Below are 25,419 nucleotides of genomic sequence, written 5' to 3' on the forward strand. Positions count from 1 at the left end.
GCACGCTGAAGCGGTCGCCCACCCGGGCAGGAACCGGTCAGCGCGACGCCACGTCCAGCACGAGCTGCGGTGCGAAACCGATCACCACCGCCGCGGCGGTGGCCACGCCGAGCGCCAGCACCACGGTCCGGGCGGGTCGGACCGTCGCCGCGCCGACAGGCGTCGCGTAGAGAGACGCGGTGACCCGCAGGTAGTAGGCCAGGCCGATCACCGCGTTCAGCGCCACCACGAGCGCCAGCCATCCCGCGTGCCCGGCCAGCAGCGCGCGTACCACTGTCACCTTGGCGAACAGCCCGGCCAGGCCCGGCGGCAGCCCGGCCAGCCCGATCAGCGCCAGCGCGAACGCGCCGCCCACCCACGGGTGTCGCCGGGCCGCGCCGCGCAGGTCGGCGAGCGTGCCGCCGTCACCGTCCGCCGGGCGCAACGCCACCACCGCCGCGAACGCGGCCAGCTCCAGCAGCACGAAGAAGACGGCGTACGCGACCGCTGCCGCGTACGCGACCGCCCGCGCGTCGCCGGTGCGGCCCGCGGCCAGCGCCAGCGCGCCCAGCGGGGCCAGGATGTACCCCGCCTGGGCCACCGACGACCAGGCGAGCAACCGCACGGTACGCCGCTGACGCAGCGCCACCAGGTTGCCGACGGTCATGGTCAGCACAGCCAGCGCCGCCAGCACCGGGCCGGTCATGTCCCCCGGCAGCGCCCGCTGCACCACCGCCAGCAGCGCCACCACGCCACCGAGCTTCGAGGCGGTCGACAGGTAGGCGGCCACCGGCAGCGGCGCGCCGTCGTAGGTGGCGGGGGCCCACGCGTGGAACGGCACGGCGGCGACCTTGAACGCCAGCCCGGCCACCACGAGCGCCACCGCGACGCCGGTCAGCGGCAGATCGGTCAGGTCGGCGCGGGCGGCCAGCGTGGCGCCGAGCCGGTCCAGGTGCAGCGTGCCGGTGACCGCGTAGAGCAGTGCCGCGCCGAGCAGCGTCACAGTGGTGGCGACCACGCTCACCACGAAGAACGTCACCGCCGCCTCCGCGCCCGCGAGGCTGTCCCGCCGCAGGCCGACCAGCACGTACAGCGGCAGCGTCAGCGTCTCCAGCGCCACGATCAGCGTGATCAGGTCACCCGCGGCACCGAGCACCACGCCGCCGGTCATCGCGCAGGCGAGCAGGAAGCAGTACTCGCCGACCGGGGTACGACCGGCGCGCAGCAGCGGGCCGGACAGCGTCAGCACGCCGAGCGTGAGCAGCGCGATCACGGCCCCGACCAGGGCCGCCCGGCCACCCCACACCCAGGAGCAGTCCGCGCCCACGCAGAACGTGCGCCGCTCACCGGCCGCCCCGACCAGTGCCGCGCCGGCCGCGGTGCCGGCCGCGCCGAGCGCCGCCACCGCCACCGTGACGGCGGGCCGGGCCACCAGCAGGTCGAACAGGAGCACCAGGACGGCCGTGCCGGCGGCCAGGTACGCAGGCAGCATCGCCAGGTTGTCGACAGGCTGCACCAGGCTCACGGGACGACCCCCAGCAGCGCCTCCACCGGACCGGAGGCGTACGACAGCACGAGCGCCGGGGCCAGACCGACCGCGAGCGCGAGCAGCACGAGCGGCGCCCAGGCGGTCAGCTCCGCCCCGGCCAGCCCGGGTGCGAGACCGGCCACCGCCGGGCTGGGCCGTCCGTGCGTGACCCGGCGCAGCAGCCGCAAGAAGTACGCGGCGGTGAGCGCCCCGCCCAGCGCGGCCAGCACGGCCAGCGTGAGCCAGAGCGGGCCGCCCCGCTGCACGGCGGCGACCACGGCGAACGCCTCACCCCAGAACCCGGCCAGGCCGGGCAGCCCCAGCGAGGCGACAGCCGCGAAGCCGAGCAGCCCGGCGAGCCGGGGCGCGGTCTCCCGCAGCCCGGACAGCTCGGCCAGCGAGCCGGTGTGCGCGCGGTCCTTGACCGCTCCGGCGAGGAAGAACAGCAGGCCGGTGATGACGCCGTGGGCGATGTTGCCGATCAGCGCGGCCTGGATTCCGGTGGCGGTGAGCGTGGCGACCCCGAGCAGCACGAAACCCATGTGCCCCACGCTGGAGTACGCGATGAGCCGCTTCAGGTCGTCCTGCGCCAGGCAGACCAGGCCACCGATCAGAATGGCGGCGACGGCGAGCACGCCGAGCACCGGCGCGGCCCACCGGGCGCCCTCCGGGGCCACCCCGACGGCGACCCGGATCAGCCCGTACGTGCCCATCTTGAGCAGCACCCCGGCGAGGATCACGCTGCCGACGGTGGGCGCCTGGGTGTGCGCGTCGGGCAGCCACGAGTGCAGCGGCCAGAGCGGGCTCTTCACCGCGAACGCCAGAGCCAGCAGCGTGAACGCGGCGAGCTGGGTGCCCCGGGACAGCCCGGCGCCGCCGGTGAGCGCGACCAGGTCGGCGGTGCCCGCGGCGGCCACCACCACGTAGACGCCGACCAGCAGCAGCACCGAGCCGAACAGCGTGTACAACGCGAACTTGCGCGCCGCCCGACGACGGTCCGCGCCGCCCCAGCCGGCGATCACCGCGTACATCGGCAGCAGGACGACCTCGAAGAACAGGAAGAACAGCACCAGGTCGAGCGCGAGGAACGTGCCGAGGATGCCCACCTCGACCACCAGCAGCAGCGCCACGAGCGCCCGCCCGCTGCCGCCGCCGGACGGCACCCGCCACAGCGTGTACGCGCAGCACAGCAGCGTGAGCAGTGCGGTCAGCACCACCAGCGGCCAGGAGATCCCGTCCACGCCGAGGTGGAAGCGCAGGTCGAGCCCGGGCACCCACGCCAGGTCGAGCTGGTGCCACGGCTGTACCGCCGGGCGCGGTCCGTACCCGAACCAGCCGTGGTCGCCGCCGACCAGCGGCAGCGTCGCCAGCAGCGCCAACGCGGCGGCCACGGTGCCGACCACCCGCCCGGCCCGGTCTCCCGGCACGGCTGCGGTGGCCAGCGCGCCGAGCGCCGGGACCGCGACCACGGCGACCAGCAGGACCTGCCCGAACGTCATGAGGTGACTCCGATCAGCGCGACCGCGAGGCCGATCAGCAGCGCGCCGGCGAGCACCCCGGCCGCCGCGCGCGGCAGCGCCGCCCGGTGCAGGGCGGCCAGGCCGCCGCCCACCTCGACCGCCGCCCGGCCGCTGCCCTCGACCAGCCCGTCCACGCCCAGCTCGTCACCGGTACGCACGACCCGCGCGAGCGCGCCCGCCGGGCGTACGACGAGGGTGTGCTGGACGTCGTCGAGCCGGAACGCGCGGGCGAAGACCGGCCGCAGCGGACCCAGGAAGCGGGCCGGGTCGGCGGCCGGGTCGCGGCGCCAGCCCGCCCAGGCGACGCCCGCGCCCGCGAGCAGCAGCAGGAACGGCAGGATCAGGTTCGGCGCGAGGTGCACCAGCTCGACCGCCTCCCCGCTGTTGTCGCCGGGCACTCGCAGGCGGCCGGCGAACCAGGGCGCGAACGCGGCCAGGCCCAGCAGCGCGGCCGGGACGGTGAGCAGCAGTACCGGCCAGCGCAGCAACGCGGGCGGGTCGTGCGGCCGCAGCAGCGGCGTGCGCGTCCGGCCGAGGAAGGTGCGCAGCAGCAGGCGGGTCGCGTACCAGGCGGTCACCGCGACGCCGACCAGCCCGGCCAGCCAGACCAGCCAGCCGACCCAGGCCGCGGTCGGCCCGGCGCCGTCGAGCGCGGCCGCCTCGGCGGCGGCGAGCACGCCGTCCTTGCTCCAGAAACCCGAGAGCGGGGGTACGCCTGCGAGCGCGCCCAGGCCGACCACCATGCACCAGAACGTCACGGGCATGCCGGTACGCAGGCCGCCCATCCGGGACATCAGCGTGGTGCCGACGGCGTGGATCACCGCACCGGCGGCGAGGAACAGCAGCGCCTTGAATGCGGCGTGGGTGAGCAGGTGGAACAGCGCGGCAGCCGGTGCGCCGACCGCCAGCGCGCCGGTCATGTAGCCGATCTGCGAGACGGTCGACCAGGCGAGCACCCGCTTGATGTCGTCCTGCGCGGTGGCGGCGAACGCGCCGAGCAGCATCGTGATCGCGGCCATCACGCCCAGCACGGCGAGCGCGGCCGGGGCGCGCTCGAACAGCGGGAACAGCCGCGCCACCGCGTACACCCCGGCGGCGACCATGGTCGCGGCGTGGATCAGCGCGGACACCGGCGTGGGACCGGCCATCGCGTCCGGCAGCCAGGTGTGCAGCGGGAACTGGGCGCTCTTGCCCGCCACCCCGGCGAGCAGCAGCAGGCAGGCGGCGGTGAGCGTGCCGGTGGCGTAGTCGTGCGCCAGCACGTCGGCGATCCGGAAACTCCCAGCGCCCACGCCGAGCAGCGCGATGCCGAGCAGGAAGCCGACGTCACCCAGGCGGGTGACCAGGAATGCCTTCACCGCCGCGCCCGGCGCCTCGGGCAGCCGCCGGTCGTGGGCGATGAGCAGGTACGAGCAGACGCCCATCACCTCCCAGCCGACCAGCAGCATGATCAGGTCGCCGGACACCACCACCGTGAGCATGGCGGCGGTGAACAGGCTCAGTTGCGCCGCGTACGGCGGGTACCTGTGGTCGACGTCCACGTCGTCGTGCGGGCCCCGGCGCAGGTAGCCGATCGAGTAGACCTGCACGGCCAGCGCGACAGCCGCGACGGCGGTGGCGACGAGCACCGCCACGCCGTCCAGGCGCAGGCCCAGCGTGACCCGCAGCCCGCCCAGGTCGATCCAGGTGGTGGACGCCTCGACCGGCGCGTCCACGCGGACCAGCAGCGCCAGCGCGGCCAGCAACGACACGGCCGCCCCGGCCACGCCCAGCGCCACCGCCGCCCGCCGGGCCGACGCCCGGTCCCGGCGCGGGGCGGGCGGCAGCAGCAGGCCGAGCAGCCCGGCGACGAGCGGCGCGGCCGGCAGCACCGCCGCGAGCCACAGCGTCGGCGTGCTCACCGGACCGCTCCTTCCGCATCCGGCCGCCCGGACGCCGGGACCGCCGCGACAGCGGGCGCCGGCTCGGCCAGCGGCACGTCGTCGACAGTGACGCTGGCGCGCAGCCGGTAGAGCTGGAGCACGATGGCGAGCCCGACACCGATCTCGGCGGCGGCCAGCACGATCACGAACAGCGCGAACACCTGACCGGAGTGCGGCAGCGCGGCCTTCACTGTGGTGTCCGCGGTGACCAGCACCAGGTTCACCGCGTTCAGCATCAGCTCCACCGCCATCAGCACCAAGACGGCGTTGCGACGGCGCAGCACGCCGTACACGCCGAGGCCGAACAGCAGCGCGGCGGTGACGTACGGGATGACCGGCCTCACGGTCGCCTGCCCTCGTCAGCGGCCGGGGTAGGCGCGACGCGGGCCGGGCGCTCGCCGCCGTCGGAGGCCGCTGCGGGCGCGGCCGGGCGGCCGATGTCGGGGCGGGAGAGCACGATCGCGCCGACCAGCGCGGCCAGCAGCAGCACCGACAACACCTCGAACGGCAGCACCCAGGAGCGGAAGATCTGCTCGCCGAGGCGCTCGGCGGTACCCGCGGCGGGCAGGTCCACCCGGGACCAGCGGAACGCGTCGATCAGCAGCACCGCCAGGCCCAGGCCGCTGCCGGCGCCGACGAGCGCGGCGGGCCAGCCCGGTCGGTCCAGGTCGTCCGACGGGCCGATCGGCGCACGGGTCAGCATCACCGCGAACAGCAGCAGCACCACCACCGCGCCCACGTAGATGAGCACCTGCACCCAGGCCACCAGCTCGGCGGTCAGCACCAGGTAGTTCCCCGCCAGCGCACCCAGGCAGACCACCAGCCACAACCCGGCCCGGACCAGGTGCCGGGTGGCGACCACCAGCGCACCGGCGCCCACCGCCACCGCGCCCAGCGCCAGCAGCAGGACGTCCGCACCGGTCATGAGGCAGCGCCTCCGCCCGGATCGGTGGCGGCGTCGGGGCGTACCCGGGAAGGAGCAGGACGGGCCGACGGACCCGCCGCCTTCCGGGCGGCGGTGGTCTCCTCCTTGGAGGGGTCGCCGAGCGGGTCGTGGGCCGGCGGCGGCGGCACGGTGGCCATCCACTCCCCGAGGTGGTCCTTGTCGTGCAGCAGGTCCTTGATGTCGTACTCGGCGTACTCGAACTCGGGCGACCAGTAGAGCGCGTCGAACGGGCAGACCTCGACGCAGATGCCGCAGTACATGCAGAGCGAGAAGTCGATGTCGAACTTGTCGAGCACGTTGCGCTGGCGGGGGCGGGCGGCGCCGGGTACCGCCACCTCCTCCTTGTGCGAGTCGATGTAGATGCACCAGTCCGGGCACTCGCGGGCGCAGAGCATGCAGACGGTGCAGTTCTCCTCCAGCAGCGCGATCACGCCGCGGGAGCGGGGCGGCAGTTCGGGCGCGACGTCCGGGTACTGCTGGGTGGTCGAGCGGCGGGTCATCGTCTTCAACGTGACCGCCAGGCCCTTGACCAACCCGGCACCGGGCACTCCACCGTGCTCGCTCATGCCGCCCATCCTGCCCTGTGGCCCGGGCGCGCGCGACCACCCCCCGACTCTTGGCGGCGGTATCGTGAGCGCGGGGAGAACGACGCACCGGGAAGGGCTCACCGATGACCGCCGCGCTGGAGAGCGATCACCCGCCGGAGGGCGGGTGGACGACAGACGATCTGGACGCGCTGCCGGAGGACGGTCGCCGCCGCGAACTGCTCGATGGAGTGCTGCTCATGTCCCCCTCCCCCACCCGGATCCACCAGAGCATCGCGGCCCTGCTCATGGTCGCGCTCGACGAGGACTGCCCCGACGGGTACGACGTGACCCAGGGTGTGGAGGTGCGCATCAACCGCACCCGCTCCTTCATCCCGGACGTGCTGGTCACCACCGCAACCGCCGCCGCGCGCGAGCCGTCCCGGTACGAGCCGCACGAGGTGGTGCTCGCCGTGGAGATCGTCTCGCCCAGCACCCGGTCCATCGACCGGGTGCTCAAGCCGGCGCTCTACGCGCAGGCCGGGATCCCGTTCCACTGGCGAATCGAGATCGAGGACGAGGGCATCGTCGTCTACACCTACAAGATCGATCCGGTGCACGAGGTCTACACGGAGACCGGCCGGTGGACGAAGTTCGTCGACACCGGCGAGCCGTTCCCCGTGAACCTACCGATCAGCCGGATCACGCCTCGCCGGGTGTGAGCGGGGGCAGCATCTCCACGCCGAGCTGCTGGAGCACCTGGAACAACTCGTTGACGCTCCACACGTCCACGATCCGGCCGTCGTCGTCGAAGCGCAGGAACGTCGCGCCCGAATAGCTGACCACCCGGCCGGTCGGTGGCACCGGGCCGAACTGGCCGGCCTGGGTGCCGGCGGCCCGCCAGCGCACCGCCACCCGCGTACCGGTCGCCACGACCTCGACGATCTTGTAGCGCAGGTCCGGGAACGAGGCCCGCCGGTCCCGGTGCCACGCCAGCATCGCCGCCGGGCCGGTGCCGCCGAGCCCCGGGCAGTCCGCCGCCACCAGCTCGTACGCGCTCTCCTCGCGTCCCGCGTTCCACACGTCGGCGACGAAACGCCGGGCTGCCGCCTCCACATCGGTCACGGCGGGCAGCCTATGCCCCTCTCCCGGGCACTCGCCCTGCCGGTCTCCGGGGCGCTCGCCCTGCCGGGAGGCGCCGGAGCGACCATGATGGGAGCGAGAGCGAACTCGGAGGTGGGTGTGGGCAGCGACGACGAGGTCCTGAACCGGACCGGCGGCAAGTACGTGGAGCCGGGTGGCGAGTTCACCCGCGACCAGCGCTACATCGCCACCCGGATCACCGCCGACGAGCGGGACGGCTGGCCGGTGGAGCCGGGGCGCTACCGGCTGGCGGTCAGCCGGGCCTGCCCCTGGGCCAACCGGCTGATCATCGTCCGCAGGCTGCTCGGGCTGGAGGACGCCATCTCGATGGCCGTGGCCGGGCCCACCCACGACAAGCGGAGCTGGACGTTCGACCTGGACCCGGACGGCAAGGACCCGGTACTGGGCATCGAACGGCTGGCCGAGGCGTACTTCGCCCGCTTCCCCGGCTACGAGCGCGGCATCACCGTCCCGGCGCTCGTCGACGTGCCCACCGGCCAGGTCGTGACGAACGACTACGCGCAGATGAGCCTGGACCTCACGACCGAGTGGACGGCGCACCACCGGCCGGGCGCGCCGGACCTCTACCCGGAACCGCTGCGCGGCGAGATCGACGAGGTGAACGAGGTCGTCTTCGCCGACGTCAACAACGGCGTCTACCGGTGCGGCTTCGCCGGCAGCCAGGAGGCGTACGACAAGGCGTACCACCGGCTGTTCGACCGGCTGGACCGGCTGAGCGAGCGGCTGGCCGGGCAGCGGTACCTGGTCGGCGACACGATCACCGAGGCGGACGTACGGCTGTTCACCACGCTCGTCCGCTTCGACCCGGTCTACCACGGGCACTTCAAGTGCAACCGGCAGAAGCTCAGCGAGATGCCGGTGCTGTGGGCGTACGCCCGGGACCTGTTCACCACGCCCGGGTTCGGCGACACCATCGACTTCGACCACATCAAGCGGCACTACTACGAGGTCCACCGGGACATCAACCCGACCGGCATCGTGCCGCTCGGCCCCGACCTGAGCAACTGGCTCACCCCGCACGGGCGGGAGGAACTGGGCGGTCGTCCCTTCGGCGACGGCACCCCACCCCCGCCCCCACCCCCCTCCGAGCGGGTGGACCCGGCCCACACCCCCTTGCGCTGACCCGCCCGCCCCCCTCGCCTCGCCTCGCCTCGCCTCGCCTCGCCTCGGCGATCTTGCACTTTGGGCCTCGAGCCTGGGCACTTTGCCCCTTTCGCCGGGGCAGGAAGTGCAAGATCGCCGGGGAGACGGAGGGCGGGTGGGAGGGAGGGGCTGGGGCTAGAGGGCCAGGCGGACTGCGGCGGTCAGGACGAGCTGGGCCAGGGCCAGGGGGACCAGGACCAGCCAGCAGAGGCGCTGGAGCTGGTCCTCGCGCAGCCTCGGGTAGCTCACCCGCAGCCAGATGATCACGAAGGCGACGGCGAAGACCTTGAGCAGCGTCCACAGCCACCCGAGCTGTGCGTCGGCGAACGGGCCCTGCCAGCCGCCGAGGAACAGCACAGTGGTCAGCGCCGCGATCACCACGATGCCCACGTACTCGGCGAGCAGGAAGAACGCGAACCGCAGGCCGGTGTACTCGGTCATGTAGCCGAAGACCAGCTCGGAGTCGGCCACCGGCATGTCGAACGGCGGACGGCGGATCTCCGCCAGCCCCGCCACGAAGAAGATCACCATGGCCGGTGCCTGCCACAGCAGCCACCACGGCTGCCACGCCTCCACGATGCCGGGCAGGCTGAGCGTGCCCGCCGCCATCGCCACCGAGGCGGCGGCCAGCACCAGCGGCAGCTCGTACCCGAGCAGCTGGGCCGCGCCACGCAGCCCGCCCAGCAGGCTGTACTTGTTCGCCGACGCCCACGCGGACATGAGCACCGCCAGCACCCCGACGCCCACCACGGCTAGCACGAAGAACAGGCCGATGTCGAGCGGCTGGGCCACCAGGTCACCCGGCCCGAGCGGGATGACCAGCAGCACGAGCAGGTACGGCACCAGCGCCACCGCGGGCGCCAGCCGGAACACCGGCCGGTCCGCGTCGCGCGGGGTGACGTCCTCCTTCTGCACGAACTTGATCCCGTCGGCGACCAGTTGCGCCCAGCCGTGGAAGCCGCCCGCGTACATCGGGCCCAGCCGGCCCTGCATGTGCGCCATCACCTTGTGCTCGGCCTGGCCCACGATCAGCGGCAGCGTGAGGAACGCGACGAGCACGCCCGCCACGCGCAGGACCAGCTCCAACCAGTCCGGCATCAGCTCTCCCCCGCCGCGTCAGGCTCCGGCTCCTGGCGGGGCGGACCGGTCGGCCGTTCCCCTGGCAGCGGCCGCCCGAGCGGACCCGCCTCGTCGGCCGCCGGAGCAGCACCGGACCCCGGCTCGGCCGCCCCGGCAGCAGGCCGTTCCGAAGCCTCCCCCGCAGTCGGCCGCGCCGGGCGCTCAGCGGCAGCAGGGCGCGCCGGACGCTCCCCCGGAGCAGGCCGCGCCGGGCGTTCCCGGGCCGGGCGCGCCGGCGTACCCCCGCGGGGGCCCTCACCGGCGCCCGCCGCACCCGCCGGCGTGGGCGTCGTGCCCCACTCACCCGGCGCGGGCACGCCCGGCGGCCGGACCGGCCGGCGGCCGCCGCCCGCCTCCGACTCGCCCGGCTCCTTCGCGCCGGGCCACGGCTTCGCGACCCGGGAGGCGAGGACGAACTCCTTGCGCAACGGATGCCCCTCGAACTCCGGCGGCAGCAGCAGCGGGCGCAGCTCGTCGTGGCCGGCGAAGCCGATGCCGAACATCTCGTGCGTCTCGCGCTCGTGCCACGCGGCGCCGGGGAACAGGCCGACCACCGACGCGACGACCGGCGTGTCCCGGGAAACCCGGGTGCGCAGCAGCAGCCCGTGCCGATGGCGGACCGACCAGAGGTGCAGCACCACGTCGAAGCCGTCGGCGAGCTCGTCCACCGCCGACAGCCAGTCCAGGAAATCGAGACCCAGCTCGTCGTCGTCGCGCGCCGCGCGCACCGCGTCCGCCCAGCTCGCCGGGGGTACGTCGACGGTGGCGCGGGCGTACCCCTGACCGCCGGACACCGACGCCGTGGCCTCGACGGGCGCGAGCAGCGCGACCACTCGCCGGCCGACCTCTTCCGGAGTCATGCGCTGATCCTATGGCCGACGGCTGCGGACCGGGTCGGGCCGCCCGGGCCCGGATCGCCGCTTTGCCGGGCGGACGGCGGCAGCGCGCGGAAAGATGGGGTCCGTGCGCGCTGTGACTGTCACCCCTGGTGTCCCGGATTCGCTGCGGCTCGTCGAGGACTGGCCCGAGCCGCCGCCCGAGGAGGGCGCGATCCTGGTCGAGTCGCTGGCGGTCGGTGTCTGCGGCACCGACCACGAGATCGTCGCCGGCGAGTACGGCGAGGCACCGCCGGACCAGGAGCGGCTGGTGCTCGGGCACGAGTCGCTGGGCCGCGTGCTGGACGATCCGACCGGCACGTTGCACCCCGGCGACCTGGTCGCCGGCGTGGTCCGCCACCCCGATCCGGTGCCCTGCGCGAACTGCGCGGTGGACGAGTGGGACATGTGCCGCAACGGGCGGTACACCGAGCACGGCATCAAGGGGCTGCCCGGTTTCGCCCGGGAACGCTGGCGGTTGCAGCCCAAGTTCGCCGTCGGCCTGGACCCGGCGCTCGCATCGGTGGGCGTGCTGCTGGAGCCGACGAGCGTGGTGGCGAAGGCGTGGGACCACATCGAACGGATCGGCCGCCGGGCCGAGTGGAAACCGATGACCGTGCTGGTCACCGGCGCCGGGCCGATCGGGCTGCTGGCCGCGCTGCTGGGCAGCCAGCGTGGGCTGTCCGTGCACGTGCTGGACCGCAACACCACCGGACCGAAGCCGGAGCTGGTCCGCGCGCTCGGGGCGACGTACCACACGGTGACGGTGCCCGAGCTGGACGTGAAGCCGGACGTGGTGATCGAGTGCACCGGCGCGCCCACCGTGGTGCTGGACGCGATGTGCAAGGCCGCGCCGACCGGCATCGTCTGCCTGACCGGTGTGTCCAGCGGCGGCCGGACCATCGACTTCGACGCCGGGGCGCTCAACCGGGAGCTGGTGCTGGAGAACAACGTGGTGTTCGGCTCGGTGAACGCCGGCCGGCGGCACTGGGAGATGGCCGCCGACGCGCTCGCCCAGGCCGAACAGTCGTGGCTGACGTCGCTGATCACCCGCCGGGTGCCGCTGTCGAACTACCGCGAGGCGTACGCCTCGGCCGGCGAGGACATCAAGGCGGTGCTGGACTTCACGCAGTGAGCCGCGACGCCCCGGCCCGCTCAGATGCCGGGCAGCCGGCCGTTGCGGAACAGGTCCACGAAGAGCTGGTGGTCCTCGCGCGCCCGGATGCCGTACCGGTGGCCGAAGTCGACCAGGTAGCCGACGAACGCCTCCGGGTCGGCGTCGACGACCGCGACGACCGCCTCCTCGGTGGAGTAGTCGACGAGGTCGTGGCTGGACTCGTCGTCGGCGACCGAGTGCATCCGGGCCACCGCCCGGCCCAGGTCGGCGAGCACGCCCGCCAGTTCCTCCGGCTCGTTCACGTCGGCCCAGTCCAGGTCCGCCGCGTACGGGGACACCTCGGCGACGAGCTGCCCGACGCCGTTCAGCTCGGTGAAGCCCAGCCACGGGTCGGCGTGCGCCTGCAACGCGCGCTGCGACTCGGCGGTGCGGTGTCCCTGGTGCCGGAAGTACGACCGGACCCGCTCGTCGTCGACGTACCGCGCCACGGCCGGCACCTGCGCCTGCTTCATGTAGATGACCACGTCGTTCTCCAGCGCCTGGGTGTGCCCCTCCAGCAGCAGGTTGTACGACGGCAGCCCGGCCGACCCGATGCCGACGCCCTTGCGCAGCACCACGTCCTTGATGCCGGCGGCCACCGGGCGCATCCGGGTGGTCGAGTCCGGCAACGAGTGCAGGTAGTCGGCGAACGCCGCGCAGACCTTCTCCCGGGTGGCGTCGTCGATCTCGTGGACGCCGTCGCCGAGGGAGAACCGGCGCTCGTAGTTGTCGATCGTGGTCTGCGCGGCCAGCAGGTCCACCCGGGTGTTCAGCCGCGCCTGCTGGAGCACCCGGCGCAGCACACCGTCGGCGTTGTCGAGCGTGATCGAGCCGATCGCGTCGTCCCCGCCCGCGGCGATGGCCCGCAGTTCGGCCAGGTACGACCGGGCGAAGCCGGTCACCAGCTCGCCGATCACGCGGTCGGAGAGCGCCTTGGCGTAGCCGAGCAGCGCCACGCTCGCGGCGAAGCGCTTCAGATCCCAGGTGAACGGCCCGACGTACGCCTCGTCGAAGTCGTTGACGTTGAACACGAGCTGCCCGGAGGCGTTCATGTAGGTGCCGAAGTTCTCGGCGTGCAGGTCGCCATGGATCCACACCCGGCTGGTCCGGCCGTCGAGGAACCGGTCGCTGGCGAAGTCGCCGCGCTGGTCGGCGTAGAACAGTGCGGCGCTGCCCCGGTAGAAGGCGAACGGTGACGCCGCCATCTTGCGGAACTTGCGGCGGAACGCCGCCGGGTCGATCGCCATGGACGCGCCGAACTCCTCGGTCAGCACGTCGATGATGAATGCGGAGCGCTCCTCCGCGAGGTCGGTCATGAGCCGCAGGCTAGCCGCGCGCCGCCACCCGGCGGTTCAGCCGACCGGCGGACGTACCGGTGGTGCGGTCAGCGCCTCGACCGGCCGCGCCACCGCGTCCGCCGGGGAGGTGAGCGCGTCGGGCCGGGGCACACCGCCGACGCCGGACTGCTCGGCGGCGATCTTCTCCTGGAGCCGCAGGATGCCGTGCAGCAGCGCCTCCGGGCGGGGCGGGCAGCCGGGCACGTACACGTCGACCGGGATGAGCTGGTCGACGCCCTTGGTCACCGAGTAGGAGTCCCAGTACGGGCCACCGCAGTTGGAGCAGGCGCCGAACGAGATCACGTACTTCGGCTCGGGCATCTGGTCGTAGAGCCGCTTGACCGCGGGGGCCATCTTGTCGGTGACGGTGCCGCTGACCACCATCAGGTCGGCCTGCCGGGGCCCGTGGGCGAACGGGATCACGCCGAGCCGCATGAAGTCGTGCCGGCCCATGCTGGTGGCGATGAACTCGATGGCGCAGCAGGCCAGGCCGAAGTTGAAGACCCAGAGCGAGTAGCGGCGGCCCCAGTTCAGCACGAACCGGATCGGCTCGCCGAGCACGGCCGGCACCTGCATCTCTTGGCCTCCCTCGCAGAACCCCGAGATGCCAGTCAACCACAGCCCGCCGACGGCGGATCGGGGTCCGATGCGTACGCGGGCGCGGCGCGCGGCTTTCGTCCCGTGGGGCATCGACTGCCGGTCCCGGTCGGTATGGTCCCCGTCGATGTCGTCACGCGACGACGTGTTCTGTTCACGGGGAGGAACGACAGATGACCATCACTCTGTCCATCGGCCGGCGGGTCGCCGTCGGCTTGGCCGGTGCCGCACTGGCGCTGACCACCGCCGCGCCGGCGGTCGCCGCACCCACCGCCGCCGAGGCGGCGGCCGACATCTCGGTGGGCCGTCTGGTGCTCGAACCGACGGCACGCGGCTACCAGGGCAAGCTGCCGGTCACGGTGACCAACAACGGTCCCACCGCCACCTACTTCTTCGTCGACGTGCTGGAGCCGGTCGCCGCTTCGTTCCGAGCCCTCGACCCGGAGGAGGCCTGCGGTTTCCAGCCGCTGAGGGACAACCGGCGGACCGTGAGCTGCGGGGTGCCCGGCGGTGACATCGAGCCGGGCGGGAGCCGGTCCTTCTCCATCGCCTTCGAGGTGCTCACCCCGACCCGGGGCGTCGCGATGATCGCGACCGGAGGCCGGATCTCGGTGAACGTCGGCGACGGCCGGGCGGAGATCGCCGACCGGGCCCGCTTCGCCGCCCGTTTCCGGTCCGCCTCTGGCTCGCTGCGCAACCCGGTGCCCTACGTGCAGGACGACCAGGCCCGTGCCGCCGTCACCGCGGCGGGATCGGTGACGCTGTCGCGCCAGGACGACGGCTCCTACCTGGGCCGGCTGCCGGTCACGGTGCGGTGGGCCGGTGACGCCGGATACGACTACCTGCTGGCCCGGTCCGTCGGGCTCCCGGCCGGTGTGCTGGTCTGGGGCACCGATCCGCAGGACGCGCCGAGCAACCTCACCAGCTTCATCGTGCCGGGCGGGCGTTTCATGGCCGGTGAGCAGCGGAGCTTCGACGTGCTGCTCTACGCGGAGCCGGGCGCGGCGCCCGGCTTCCTCGGCACCGTCACGTTCGAGCTCGAAACCCGATGGGACAGCATCACGGTGCCCGAGGCCGACCCGGCCGACAACGTCGTCTCGGTCGATCTGACCATCGCCGGCTGACAACCGTTCCCCCCGCCGCCCCGCCCGGAGCCGATCCGGGCGGGGCGGCGTCGTCTTTCCTCGCCCGACCGGGCGGCTCGGCGCGATGCGGGCGGCTCGGCGCGATGCCGGTCGGTTTTCCGACGCCCGCCACCGCGCCCGGACCGGCAACCACCGCAACCGGTACGGGCGTCAGGGCGTGTGACCGGCGTGACCGCGTCGGCGGTACGCATACGGGGAGGACCAGGTGACGGTGACGAGGGAGCCGATGCTCGACGAGCCACCCGAGGGGACAGCGAGGCGCGCCGAGAGGCGCGAGGCAGTCGACTTCGACGGGCTCTACCATGCGCACTTCCGGTCCCTGACGCTCCAGCTCACCGCCTACTGCGGTGACCTGTCCCAGGCGCAGGACATGGTGCAGGAGGCGTTCTGCCGGGCGTTCGCCCGCTGGTCCCGGGTGTCCCGCTACGACGACCCGGTGGCCTGGGTCCGCCGGGTGGCCTGGAACCTGGCCACGAGCCGGTGGCGGCGGCTGCGGACGGCCCAGGCGTGGCTGCACCGCCAGCGGGAGGAGTACGTGCCGGGGCCGGGGCCGGACCGGGTCGCGCTGACCGCCGCGCTGTCCGAGCTGCCGCCCCATCAGCGTCGCGCCGTGGTGCTGCACTACCTGGCCGATCTCAGCGTCGCGCAGATCGCGGCGCAGGAGGACGTGCCGGAGGGCACCGTCAAGTCCTGGCTGCACCGGGGGCGGACCGCCCTGGCGGCGAAGCTCACCACCACGAGCGAGGTGAACCACCATGACTGAGCCCGACGACATCCTGGTCGGCGGCGAGTTCGCCGAGTTCCGCGCGGCGTACACGCCGGTGGTCCACCCGGCCGGGACGGCCGCGGTCCGGCGCACGGTCCGGCGCCGTCGCCGGCGGACAGCGGTGGTCACCGCGGCGGCAGTGGTGCTCGCCGTGGTGATCCCGGTGGGCGCGAACGCCGCCCTGCACCGGCGGCCCGGACCGCCCCCGGCGCCCGCGCAGACAGTCACCCCGACTCCGTCCGAGAGCACGTCGCCGCCGCCGTCGACACCGCCGCCGAGCACTGCCGCCTCGACCCCGGGCGTGCCGGACGGCCGGATCACCCGCTCCCAGCTGCTCGCGGCCCGGCTCGACCTCGTGTCCTGGCCGGACGCGCCGAAGACCTGCGTCAGCGACAACGTCCGGCTCCGGTCCGGGCCGCAGGACGACTCCGTCCCGACGCTGCTGGCCGGTCCGGAGTACGTGGATCTCGACGGTGACGGCGCGACCGAGACGGTCGTCCTCGTCGCCTGCCGCTACGGCGAGGCGTCGGGCAAGCAGGTGCTCGCCCTCGATCGGGACGACGACGGCCGGATCATCACCATGGGCCGGGTCGTCGGCACCCGTGAGGGCATGGGTGACATCACCGAGTTCTCGGTGCGCGACGGCGGGCAGATCAGGGCGCACGTCGCCGACATCCAGCCCTGTTGCGGCACGCCGGAATGGACGCCGCAACGACAGTGGCGGACGTACTCCTGGGACGGCGATCGGTTCCGGCAGGTCGACGGACCCACGAAGTTCGGCACCGACCCCCGCCTGACCGACCTCACGATGACCGCCCGGGACGTCGTGGCCGGGCCGCCGGACAAGAAGGGGATCCGGAAGGTGACTGTCACCGTGACAGTGGTGAACCGGGGGCCGGTGAGCGTGCGCATGCTCGGGTTCACCGGCTGGTACGGCTACACGATACCGACTGATTCCGGCCTGGACCGGTGCCGGAACGTGCGGCTCGACGGAGACATCGCCTGTGTGCTGGACACCCTGTCGGCGGGCGCGAGCAGGACGTACACGTTCACGTTCGACCATCCGGTGACCGCCGACGAGCCGCCGACGCTGCGTGTGATCCACATCGACTCGCAGCAGCGCTACTGGAACGACCTGAACGGGAAGGACAACGAGGTCGAGCTGACCTCCGTCGGCTGACCGACAGACTGCAACCGACCGTCCTGTCTGGACGTGTCACCGGCATCGGACGGGCGGAGATACCCCCGTCCGGCAACGGGGAGTCACGGGAGGAAAAGCATGACCACACGTACGGCACGGATCACCACCGCACTACTCGGTGGAACCGCCGCACTGATCACCCTGGCCGCGCCCGCCGCCGCCGCGCCGAGCACCACCACCGGCCGGGTCGACGTCACGGCCCAGCGGCTCGTCCTCGACCCGACCGACCGGGGGTACGTCGGGACGCTCACCGCGACGGTGACCAACCGGCGGTCGACCGCGACGTCGTTCAGCCTGGTCGTCACCGAGCCGGCGGGAGCCTCGTTCACCTCCATCGAGCCCGGCGGCGGCTGCTTCTACACCCGTCTGGTGGAGAACCGGCTGGTGATCAACTGCGGCGCCAACCAGATCGAGGCCCGCAAGAGGCTCACCTTCCGGCTCGGCTTCCACGTCTGGACCACCGCGCGCAGCTACCCGATGGTCGCGAACGGCGGGCGGATCGAAGTCGTCCCGGACGGCGCCGCCGCGGCCTCCGACGCCACCGGCTTCACCACCCTCTTCCGCTCCACCACCGGCAGCCTGCGCAAGCCGCGCCCGTACGTGCAGGCCGTCGACACCGATCTCAGCATCCGGGGCAGCGCGGTGACGCTGACCCCGCAGCCGGACGGCACCCTGCTCGGCCGGATGCCGGTCACCGTGCGCTATGGCAACGACGCGCCGACCTTCGCCGTCGACGTCGCGGCCGCCCTGCCGGCCGGGGTGCAGGTCGACCACATCGAGCCGCAGGACATGCCGAGCTTCCCGCTCGGGTTCACCGTGCCGGGCGGCCGGTTCATGCCCGGTGAGGAGCGGACCTTCGACGTCTTCCTCAGGGCACCCGCCGGCACTGCGGCCGGTGAGCTGGGCATCGGCACCTTCACGGTGAAGGGGAACTACTTCTGGGGGGCCGCGGACCCGCAGGACGTGGACCCGTCGGACAACACGACGTCGTTCACGGTGACCGCGGTCGCCGCGAGCTGACCGTCGCCCCGCCCGGCCGGCGCCCACGCGCCGGCCGGGCGTCGCCGTGTCACCAGGCCGGGCGCTGGAGCAACCCGACGAACTCGGCGAGCAGCCGTTCCCGCAACCGCGCCGGGGCGGCGTCCAGCAACGTGTTCACCACCGCCATTCGGTCCGGCACACCGGCGCCGCCGGCCAGGCCGAGCCCGTCCGCCAGCCCGGCCACCAGCTCGGGGGTGAGCGCCTCCGGCGTGAGGCTGCCGGCCAGCGCCAGCAGTTCCGGCGGCAGCACGACCGGCCCGGCGGCGCGGGCCGCCGCGACCGCCTCGGCCAGCGCCGGGCCGAACTCGGCCACCCGGGGCGCCACCGCCGCGGTGACCGTGAGGTGGACGCTGGCCGGCAGGTCGGCGTACGTGAGCTGGGGCTGGGTGTGCCAGCCACGCGCGGTCAGCTCGTCGACGAGCACGAACAGGTCGAGCCCCGGATCGTCGCTGGTGAAGCAGACCACTGTGGTCTCCGGTTCGGCCATCAGCCGCAGTCCGCCGGTGGCCCGTACCGCGCCGGCCAGCCCGGCGACCGCGTCCCGGGTCGCGGCGGCCAGCCGCAGGTAGCCGTCCTCGCCGAGGTGGCGGAGTGTGGCGTACGCGGCGGCGATCGGCCCGCCGGACCGGGTCGAGGTGATCACCGGATTGACCATCGTGTACCCGGGCCAGTCGGCGTACGCGAAGAACTGCGGGGCGCGCAGCGCCGGATCGCGGTGCAGCAGCACCGAGACGCCCTTCGGCGCGTACGCGTACTTGTGCAGGTCCACCGAGATCGAGGTGACCCCCGGAACGGCGAAGTCGAACGGCGGCACCGGCGCGCCGAGCCTGCGCAGCCAGGGCAGCGCCCAGCCGCCGAAGCAGGCGTCCACGTGGCAGCGCACACCCGCGGCCTGTGCGACGGCGGCGATCTCGGTCACCGGGTCGACCACGCCGTGCGCGTAGGACGGGGCGGACGCCACCACCAGCACGGTCTCCGGGCGGATCGCGGCGGCCACCACGGCCGGGTCCGGCCGCAGCGTCACCGGGTCGACGGGCACGGTGTCCAGCGTGACCCGCAGGTAGTGCGCCGCCTTGGCGAACGCGGCGTGCGCGCTGGCCGGCGCCACGATCCGCGGCTCGGTCAGGTCGGGTCGAGCGTCCCGGGCCGCCTTGACGGCGAGCAGCAACGACTCGGTGCCGCCGCTGGTGACGCTGCCGACCACGTCCGGCGCGCCGGTGCCGGGGCCGCCGCCGAGCAGGCGGGCGGCGGCGCCGACGAGCGCGTTCTCCATCGCCAGCAGCGACGGGAACGCGGTCGGGTCGAGGCCGTTGACGTGCGCGCTCTCCGCGTACGCGGCCTGCGCCAGCTCGTCCAGCCCGGCCACGCCGGGGTCGTAGACGTACGCGAACAGCCGCCCGCCGTGCGTCGGACGGTCGGCGGCCCGCAGCGCGCGGATCTCGGCGAGCACGTCCGGCGCGGGCGTCCCCCGCGCGGGCAGCGCGCCCACGTCTGCCGTGTCGGTCATCGGGTGTTCCTCTCGTGACTGGTCCGGGCCGCGGCCGGGCGGACAGGTGCGGTGGTCACGCCCGCGCGGCCGGGGCGGCGCCGTCGGTCTCGGGCGCGGTGGCACCGGGCGTGCTGACTCCCGGCGCGGCGGCCAGCTGGGCCGGGGTCAGGGTGTAGCCGCGCAGCAGCACCAGCGGGATCGCCACCAGCAGGGCGGGCAGCACGGTGAAGCCGAGCAGCACGCCGAGCCGAGCCGTGTCCGACTGGACGGCGGCGGTACCGGTGGACGACGAGACGTAGCCGGAGAGCTGGAGCACCAGCCCGTAGATGCCCGGCCCCAGCGCCAGCCCGAACGTCTCCCCGGCAGTCCACAGCCCGGTGAACACCCCGGCCTGCCGCCGCCCGGTGCGGGCGGTGTCGTACGCGATGCAGTCCGGCAGCATGGCCAGCGCGAAGACCTGCTGGCCCGCGTACCCGACGCCGATCACCGCGACCACGGCGTAGGCCGCGGCGGCGGGCAGAGCGGGCGCGGCGACCAGGGCCAGCGCGCCCGCCGCGAAGATCAGCGACGCGGCGACGAGCGACGCCCGCTTGCCCAGCCGGGCGCCGGCCCGCGACCAGAGCGGCATGACCAGCAGCGCGGGTGCGACGAAGCAGGCGAACAGCAGTGTCGGGCCGCTGTCCGGCTCGCGCAGCACCTGGTCGGCGAAGTACTTCACCCCGGCCAGCACGGTGGCCACCCCGGCGGACTGGATCACGAAGCAGATCAGCAGCACCCGGAACGGCCGGTTGCCGGTGGCGACCGCGAGCTGCGCGCGCAGGCTCGGTTCGCTCTCCCCCACCGTCCCGGTCGGCGCGGACCGGGTGCCGAGGAAGACGCCGACGGTGCCGGCGACGATCAGCGCGGCGACGAACAGGCCCATCCACCGGTGGCCGGGGACGCCGTCGCCGCCCGCGCTCACCACCGCCGGGGCCACCGCGCCGGAGACCAGGATGGCCAGTGCCAGCACCGCGATCCGCCAGGTCATCAACCGGGTACGCTCCGCCGGATCGGCGGTCAGCTCGGCCGGCATGGCCACATACGGCACCTGGAAGAACGCGAACGCGCTGGCTGTCGCCAGGAACGCCAGCGCCACGTACGCGGCGGCGGCCGGACCGCTGGCGAACGGCGCGGCGAAGATCGAGGCGAACAGTACGGCGAGCGCCAGCCCGCCGCCGAGCAGGTACGGCCGGCGCGCGCCCCACCGGGAGCGGGTCCGGTCGGAGATCCGCCCGGCGACCGGGTTGACGAGTACGTCCCACGCTTTCGGCAGGAGCACCAGCAGCGCGGCCAGCCCGGCGGCGACGCCGAGCGTGTCGGTGAGGTACGGCAGCAGGAGCAGCCCGGGCACGGTGCCGAACGCGCCGGTGACCAGGGAACCCAGCGCGTATCCGAGATGCACCCGGCGGGGCAGGCCCGAAGCTGTCATGGAGCCGAATGCTACTCATGTTATGGCCGGGGTCACATCCCCTCGTCCGGCGACCAGGACGCCGCCGCCAGGTCCACCCGGTCGCCGCGCAGCGGGCACCCCTCGGCGAGCAGCCGTTCCCGGGCCCTGCGCTCGTGCCCCGGCGGCAGCCGGCCGGCCGCGTTCACCACCCGGTGCCACGGCACACCGCCACCGTGCCGGGCCATGATCGAGCCGACCAGCCGCGGCGACGCCCGCCCCGAGCGCTCGGCCAGCGCGTCGGCCACCGCCCCGTACGACATCGCCCGCCCCGGCGGGATCCGTTCGACCAGCGCCAGCACCGCCTCGACGTACTCGTCAGGTGTCACGAGCTGCCACGATATGGGAACGCGCCGCGGCGCCGCAGACCGCAGCGCGCAGAATGGTCGGGTGCGCGAAGCAGTCACCTCGGCCCGGCGGGTCGTGGTCAAGATCGGTTCGTCCTCGCTTACCACCGCGACGGGCGGCCTGGACGACGCCCGGGTCGACGCGCTCGTCGACACGCTCGGCGGGCTCGCCGCCTCCGGACGTGAGGTGGTGCTCGTCTCCTCCGGCGCGATCGCCGCCGGACTCGCCCCGCTGCGGCTGCCCCGGCGCCCGCGTGACCTGGCCACCCAGCAGGCCGCCGCCAGCGTCGGCCAGGGCCTGCTGATCGGCCGGTACGCCGCCGCGTTCGCCCGGCACGGCCGCACCGTCGGGCAGGTTCTGCTCACCGTCGACGACGTGACCCGGCGGGCGCACTACCGCAACGCGTACCGGACGCTGCGCAAGCTGCTCGACCTGCGCGCGGTGCCGATCGTCAACGAGAACGACACGGTGGCCACCGAGGAGATCCGGTTCGGCGACAACGACCGCCTCGCCGCGCTCGTGGCCGCGCTCGTCGACGCCGACCTGCTGGTGCTGCTCTCCGACGTGGACGCGCTCTGGACCGGCGACCCGGCCCGGCCGGGCAGCACCCGGATCACCGAGGTGCACGGCGAGGGCGACCTGGCGGGCGTGGACGTCGGCGGGGCCGGGCGCGCCGGAGTGGGAACCGGCGGCATGGTGACGAAGGTCGAGGCGGCCCGGATCGCCACCGGCTTCGGCATCCCGGTGGTGCTGACCGCCGCGCCGCTGGCCGGGCCGGCGCTGGCCGGGGAGCCGGTCGGCACGTACTTCCACCCGAGCAGCCGCCGCCCCGCAGCCCGTCTGTTCTGGCTGGCGCACGCCACCGCCCCCCGCGGCCGGCTGCACCTCGACCCGGGCGCGGTGCAGGCGGTGGTCGGCCGCCGCAAGTCGCTGCTGCCGGCCGGCATCACCGCCGTCGACGGCGCGTTCACCGCCGGCGACCCGGTGGACCTGGTCGACACCGCCGGCGCGCCGGTGGCCCGAGGCCTGGTCAACTACGACGCGGTGGAGCTGCCCGGCCTGCTCGGCCGGTCCACCTCCGAACTCGCCGCGGCGCTCGGCCCGGCGTACGAACGTGAGGTCGTCCACCGCGACGACCTGGTCCTGCTGTAAGGAAGGGCCCCTTATTAACAGACGTCTGTTAATAAGGGGCCCTTCCTTAAAAAACCACCTCCGAAGGAGTAGCACGATGAGCGTCGTCGAGCAGGCCCGGCGAGCCCGGGACGCGGCGGAAGCCCTGACCACGGCCACCCGTACCGTCAAGGACGCCGCGCTGCACGCGATGGCCGACGCGCTCGTGGCGCGTACCCCGGAGGTGCTGACCGCGAACGCGGCGGACCTGGCGGCCGGGCGCGAGGCCGGGCTGTCCGCGGCCGTGCTGGACCGGCTCGCGCTCGACGAGGGCCGGGTGGCGGCCATCGCCGACGCGCTGCGCCAGATGGCCGCGCTGCCCGACCCGGTGGGTGAGGTGGTACGCGGCTCGACCCTGCCCAACGGCCTGGAGCTGCGCCAGGTGCGGGTGCCGTTCGGGGTGGTCGGCATCGTCTACGAGGGCCGCCCGAACGTGACCGTCGACGCCGCCGGGATCTGCCTGAAGTCGGGCAACGCGGCGCTGCTGCGCGGTTCCTCGTCGGCCGCGCACTCCAACGCGGCGCTGGTCGCGGTGCTGCGCGACGCGGTCGCCGGCGCCGGGCTGCCGGCGGACGCGGTGCAGCTGCTCGACTCCAGCACCCGCGACTCGGTGAAGGAGCTGATGCGCGCCCGCGGCCTGGTCGACGTGCTGATCCCGCGCGGCGGCGCGTCGCTGATCCGCGCCGTCGTCGAGGAGTCGACGGTGCCGGTGATCGAGACCGGCGTGGGCAACTGCCACGTGTACGTGGACGCCGCCGCCGACCTCGCCAAGGCCCTGGCGGTCACGCTGAACGCCAAGACCCAGCGCCTGTCCACCTGCAACACCGCCGAGTCGCTGCTGGTGCACCGGGACGTGGCGGACGCGTTCCTGCCGGCGGTGCTGGCCGCGTTCGCCGAGGCCGGGGTGACGGTGCACGGCACGCCTGCTGTCGCCGCCCACTCCGACGCCGTGGTCCCGGCGACCGAGGAGGACTTCGGCACCGAGTACCTCTCCGCCGACATCTCCGTCGCCGTGGTCGACTCGCTGGACGCGGCGGTCGCGCACATCCGCCGGTACGGCACCGGCCACACCGAGGCGATCGTCACCGACTCGCAGCGGTCGGCCCGGGAGTTCGTGGCCCGGGTGGACGCGGCCGCGGTCATGGTCAACGCGTCCACCCGCTTCACCGACGGCGGGGAGTTCGGCTTCGGCGCGGAGATCGGCATCTCGACGCAGAAGCTGCACGCGCGCGGCCCGATGGGCCTGCCGGAGCTGACCAGCACGAAGTACGTGGTGACCGGGGACGGTCACGTACGCTGACCGGCTCTGGCTCGTGGCGCGCTTGCGGTTGCGCCACCTCGCCGTACTGGTCGGGGCCGCCGCCGGATCGGGGAGGTGGCGGTATCCCGGCGCCCCTGATGCCGCCACTTCGCCGAACCGGTGTTGATCATCGGCAGGCCGGGCTACGCGAGCTGGAGTGGATCACCGTCTGCCGGTTCGGCGGGGTCGACCGGCGGGGTTGTGCCGGGCTGCAGCGGTGAGGCGATCCCCGGGGCCCTGGGCGCCGGTGGCGGCGTGGCGAGCGGAGGCGTCCCGGGGGACACCGGGGCCGCACGCGGCATCGCAACCACCGGAGGTAGACCGGGTAGAACCGGGCCGGGTGGCAGGCCCGGCACCGAACGCGCAGCAATCCCGGTGCCCTCTTCGGGGAGTAGGTCGGGCGTGACGATCCAGGCAGACCACGGACCCGGCCCGCCGTCCGGACCGGCCGACACCACAGAGCCGGTCGACGGGCCGGGGCCGCGACCGGAGGGCAGGTCAGGGCCGAAGCCCGCCGACGATTCGGGCCCGCGGCCGGACGACGGAGGCGAGGAGACAGGCGGCGCAGGGGTGGCGGACGGCGGCGGCGCGGCGAGCGACCGGCGCGGCATCGGCACGGCCGGCGGCGCGGGCAGCTCCGCGGTCTGCGGCACCACGAACGGCGCTCCGGACACCGGCGCCTCGGGCGTGTTCGGGCGGCACGCGCGGATCGCCCGCAGAGTGGTGTGCACGTCGAACTGGTGGCCGTCGTCGCTGTCCCAGCCGCCGTCGCTGCGCTGGGTCTCGGCGAGCCGCCGGCGCGCGGAGACCAGCAGCCACTGCTCCTCGCTCACGTCGACCCGGCGCAGTGTGGCGGCCAGCCAGGCCACGTCGGCCGGGGACATCTGCGGAACCCGGTCGGCCAGCACCGCCTGGATGCGCGCCGACTCGTAGTACATCTGCTGGCGGTGCAGCACCGCGGCGGCGAGCCAGCCGGCCGGCAGGAAGGACGGCCAGCTTCCGTCCGGCGCGAGCTGCGCGGCCAGCGCCTGCGATGCCGCCTGCACCACACCGGCGTACGCGCCGCCGACCCGGTGGTCCAGCGGCCCGGCGGCGCGGGCGTCCAGCCCGGCCACGGTGAGCCAGAATCCGGCGTTGGCGGTCTGGTAGAGCCGGGCCTCGGGGTCGCCCGGGGTGGCCCACTCGGGGGCGAGCCCGGCCAGGGAGGGATCCTCGTCCCAGCCGCCGTCGGGTAGTTGCCGGGCGGCCAGCCAGTCCAGCGCGTGCCGGGCGGCCGGGCGGCCCAGCGCGCCGAGGTCGTCCAGCTCGGCCAGGCGGAAGCAGGTCGCGTCGATCGAGGCGACGTCGCCGTCGAGGACGGCGGGCCAGCCACCGCCCGGCGCCTGCCCGGCCTCGGCGGCGTCGAGCACGTCGGGCGGCACCGGAGCGCCGGAGCGCAGCCGGGAGAGGCGGGCGCGGTCCACCGCGTCACCGTGAGCGACGACGAATCCGATCGCCGCGTCCAAGTCGACCACGGCACTGACGGTACTGGCGCGGCCGACGTTACGCCTCGGTAGCTCGGTCAGGACCACCCGGCCCAGCGGTCGCCGCAATCGGGCGTATGCCCACGCCAGGGGCCCCGGAGAGCACGACGGGCCCGCCCGGGTCGCCGGGCGGGCCCATC

23 protein-coding genes and 1 pseudogene are annotated in these 25,419 nt (G+C 74.1%); 9 read left to right on the plus strand and 15 right to left on the minus strand.

Translation table 11 applies throughout. The features are described 5' to 3' along the window. Window positions 1–37: 37 nt before the first annotated feature. Genes KSK32_RS07880 through KSK32_RS07905 form a run of 6 tightly spaced genes read right to left on the minus strand, consistent with a single transcriptional unit; the run spans window position 38 to window position 6,461 of the window. Window positions 38–1,504 carry an NADH-quinone oxidoreductase subunit N gene (locus KSK32_RS07880; RefSeq protein ID WP_216929882.1) on the minus strand — a complete coding sequence of 489 codons (1,467 nt, stop codon included), beginning with the start codon at window positions 1,502–1,504 and terminating at the stop codon, window positions 38–40. Next, entirely contained in the window at window positions 1,501–3,006 is a 1,506-nt protein-coding gene (locus tag KSK32_RS07885) for a NuoM family protein (RefSeq protein WP_216929884.1), read from the minus strand. The genes KSK32_RS07880 and KSK32_RS07885 overlap by 4 nt, the downstream gene beginning before the upstream one ends. Then, window positions 3,003–4,928 carry an NADH-quinone oxidoreductase subunit L gene (locus KSK32_RS07890; RefSeq protein WP_216929886.1) on the minus strand — a complete coding sequence of 642 codons (1,926 nt, stop codon included), beginning with the start codon at window positions 4,926–4,928 and terminating at the stop codon, window positions 3,003–3,005. Before KSK32_RS07890 ends, KSK32_RS07885 begins: the two co-directional genes overlap by 4 nt. Continuing rightward, window positions 4,925–5,293 carry an NADH-quinone oxidoreductase subunit NuoK gene (gene nuoK / locus KSK32_RS07895; RefSeq protein ID WP_216929893.1) on the minus strand — a complete coding sequence of 123 codons (369 nt, stop codon included), beginning with the start codon at window positions 5,291–5,293 and terminating at the stop codon, window positions 4,925–4,927. Before nuoK ends, KSK32_RS07890 begins: the two co-directional genes overlap by 4 nt. Next, window positions 5,290–5,874: an NADH-quinone oxidoreductase subunit J gene (locus KSK32_RS07900; protein WP_216929895.1), complete on the minus strand. Its 585-nt coding sequence runs from the start codon at window positions 5,872–5,874 to the stop codon at window positions 5,290–5,292. The genes nuoK and KSK32_RS07900 overlap by 4 nt, the downstream gene beginning before the upstream one ends. Further along, window positions 5,871–6,461, minus strand: a complete 591-nt coding sequence (locus tag KSK32_RS07905) for an NADH-quinone oxidoreductase subunit I (protein ID WP_216929897.1) — start codon at window positions 6,459–6,461, stop codon at window positions 5,871–5,873. Before KSK32_RS07905 ends, KSK32_RS07900 begins: the two co-directional genes overlap by 4 nt. Window positions 6,462–6,565: 104 nt before the next feature. On the opposite strand from KSK32_RS07905, the gene KSK32_RS07910 reads away from it, so the two are divergent. After that, window positions 6,566–7,141, plus strand: coding sequence for a Uma2 family endonuclease (locus KSK32_RS07910; RefSeq protein ID WP_013288669.1), 576 nt, complete (start codon window positions 6,566–6,568; stop codon window positions 7,139–7,141). On the opposite strand, the gene KSK32_RS07915 is transcribed toward KSK32_RS07910, so the two are convergent. Further along, a complete protein-coding gene (locus KSK32_RS07915) occupies window positions 7,122–7,544 on the minus strand; it encodes an ester cyclase (RefSeq protein WP_216929899.1) in 423 nt (140 codons plus the stop codon). The genes KSK32_RS07910 and KSK32_RS07915 overlap by 20 nt on opposite strands. Window positions 7,545–7,631: 87 nt before the next feature. Between KSK32_RS07915 and KSK32_RS07920 the strand changes: the two genes are divergently transcribed. Then, window positions 7,632–8,705, plus strand: coding sequence for a glutathione S-transferase family protein (locus KSK32_RS07920; RefSeq protein WP_216935894.1), 1,074 nt, complete (start codon window positions 7,632–7,634; stop codon window positions 8,703–8,705). Between the two features lie 156 nt (window positions 8,706–8,861). Here KSK32_RS07920 and nuoH read toward each other — a convergent pair whose 3' ends face one another. Then, on the minus strand, window positions 8,862–9,824 hold the full coding sequence (gene nuoH / locus KSK32_RS07925; protein ID WP_013288672.1) for an NADH-quinone oxidoreductase subunit NuoH: 963 nt from the start codon (window positions 9,822–9,824) through the stop codon (window positions 8,862–8,864). Beyond that, on the minus strand, window positions 9,824–10,705 hold the full coding sequence (locus KSK32_RS34900; RefSeq protein WP_216929901.1) for an NADH-quinone oxidoreductase subunit C: 882 nt from the start codon (window positions 10,703–10,705) through the stop codon (window positions 9,824–9,826). The genes nuoH and KSK32_RS34900 overlap by 1 nt, the downstream gene beginning before the upstream one ends. A gap of 103 nt (window positions 10,706–10,808) precedes the next feature. Here KSK32_RS34900 and KSK32_RS07935 point away from each other — a divergent pair, with 103 nt between their 5' ends. After that, complete coding sequence (locus KSK32_RS07935; protein ID WP_216929903.1) at window positions 10,809–11,855, plus strand: glucose 1-dehydrogenase; 1,047 nt, start codon at window positions 10,809–10,811, stop codon at window positions 11,853–11,855. 20 nt (window positions 11,856–11,875) lie between these two features. Here the strand turns inward: KSK32_RS07935 and KSK32_RS07940 are convergent, their stop codons facing one another. Both KSK32_RS07940 and KSK32_RS07945 read right to left on the minus strand, forming a co-directional pair. Continuing rightward, on the minus strand, window positions 11,876–13,192 hold the full coding sequence (locus KSK32_RS07940; RefSeq protein ID WP_216929905.1) for a DUF2252 domain-containing protein: 1,317 nt from the start codon (window positions 13,190–13,192) through the stop codon (window positions 11,876–11,878). 36 nt (window positions 13,193–13,228) lie between these two features. After that, on the minus strand, window positions 13,229–13,789 hold the full coding sequence (locus tag KSK32_RS07945) for an NADH-quinone oxidoreductase subunit B (protein ID WP_216929907.1): 561 nt from the start codon (window positions 13,787–13,789) through the stop codon (window positions 13,229–13,231). A 194-nt stretch (window positions 13,790–13,983) separates the two neighbouring features. Between KSK32_RS07945 and KSK32_RS07950 the strand changes: the two genes are divergently transcribed. The 4 genes from KSK32_RS07950 to KSK32_RS07965 all read left to right on the plus strand — a co-directional run bounded on the left by KSK32_RS07950 (window position 13,984) and on the right by KSK32_RS07965 (window position 17,942). Beyond that, window positions 13,984–14,934: a hypothetical protein gene (locus tag KSK32_RS07950; protein WP_216929908.1), complete on the plus strand. Its 951-nt coding sequence runs from the start codon at window positions 13,984–13,986 to the stop codon at window positions 14,932–14,934. Window positions 14,935–15,160: 226 nt separating this feature from the next. Beyond that, the gene (locus KSK32_RS07955; RefSeq protein ID WP_289256514.1) at window positions 15,161–15,718 is read left to right on the plus strand and encodes an RNA polymerase sigma factor; all 558 of its coding nucleotides are present in this window, start codon (window positions 15,161–15,163) and stop codon (window positions 15,716–15,718) included. After that, window positions 15,711–16,901, plus strand: coding sequence for a hypothetical protein (locus tag KSK32_RS07960; protein ID WP_216929910.1), 1,191 nt, complete (start codon window positions 15,711–15,713; stop codon window positions 16,899–16,901). Before KSK32_RS07955 ends, KSK32_RS07960 begins: the two co-directional genes overlap by 8 nt. A gap of 99 nt (window positions 16,902–17,000) precedes the next feature. Beyond that, entirely contained in the window at window positions 17,001–17,942 is a 942-nt protein-coding gene (locus KSK32_RS07965; RefSeq protein ID WP_216929917.1) for a hypothetical protein, read from the plus strand. A 49-nt stretch (window positions 17,943–17,991) separates the two neighbouring features. Here the strand turns inward: KSK32_RS07965 and KSK32_RS07970 are convergent, their stop codons facing one another. The 3 genes from KSK32_RS07970 to KSK32_RS07980 are packed head-to-tail and all read right to left on the minus strand — an operon-like array spanning window position 17,992 to window position 21,267. Further along, window positions 17,992–19,470: an aminotransferase class V-fold PLP-dependent enzyme gene (locus tag KSK32_RS07970; protein WP_216929925.1), complete on the minus strand. Its 1,479-nt coding sequence runs from the start codon at window positions 19,468–19,470 to the stop codon at window positions 17,992–17,994. Between the two features lie 55 nt (window positions 19,471–19,525). Further along, a complete protein-coding gene (locus KSK32_RS07975; protein WP_216929928.1) occupies window positions 19,526–20,920 on the minus strand; it encodes an MFS transporter in 1,395 nt (464 codons plus the stop codon). Window positions 20,921–20,952: 32 nt separating this feature from the next. After that, the gene (locus KSK32_RS07980) at window positions 20,953–21,267 is read right to left on the minus strand and encodes an MGMT family protein (RefSeq protein WP_216929930.1); all 315 of its coding nucleotides are present in this window, start codon (window positions 21,265–21,267) and stop codon (window positions 20,953–20,955) included. 13 nt (window positions 21,268–21,280) lie between these two features. Here KSK32_RS07980 and proB point away from each other — a divergent pair, with 13 nt between their 5' ends. Both proB and KSK32_RS07990 read left to right on the plus strand, forming a co-directional pair. Next, entirely contained in the window at window positions 21,281–22,438 is a 1,158-nt protein-coding gene (gene proB, locus KSK32_RS07985; protein ID WP_216929939.1) for a glutamate 5-kinase, read from the plus strand. A gap of 76 nt (window positions 22,439–22,514) precedes the next feature. Continuing rightward, entirely contained in the window at window positions 22,515–23,756 is a 1,242-nt protein-coding gene (locus tag KSK32_RS07990; protein WP_216929942.1) for a glutamate-5-semialdehyde dehydrogenase, read from the plus strand. Between the two features lie 695 nt (window positions 23,757–24,451). Here KSK32_RS07990 and KSK32_RS34520 read toward each other — a convergent pair. After that, a pseudogene (locus tag KSK32_RS34520) lies at window positions 24,452–25,369 on the minus strand (hypothetical protein); the annotation flags it as partial. Window positions 25,370–25,419: the final 50 nt, after the last annotated feature.

The organism is Micromonospora sp. WMMB482 (assembly GCF_019038635.1).
GTDB classification, from domain to species: domain Bacteria; phylum Actinomycetota; class Actinomycetes; order Mycobacteriales; family Micromonosporaceae; genus Micromonospora; species Micromonospora marina.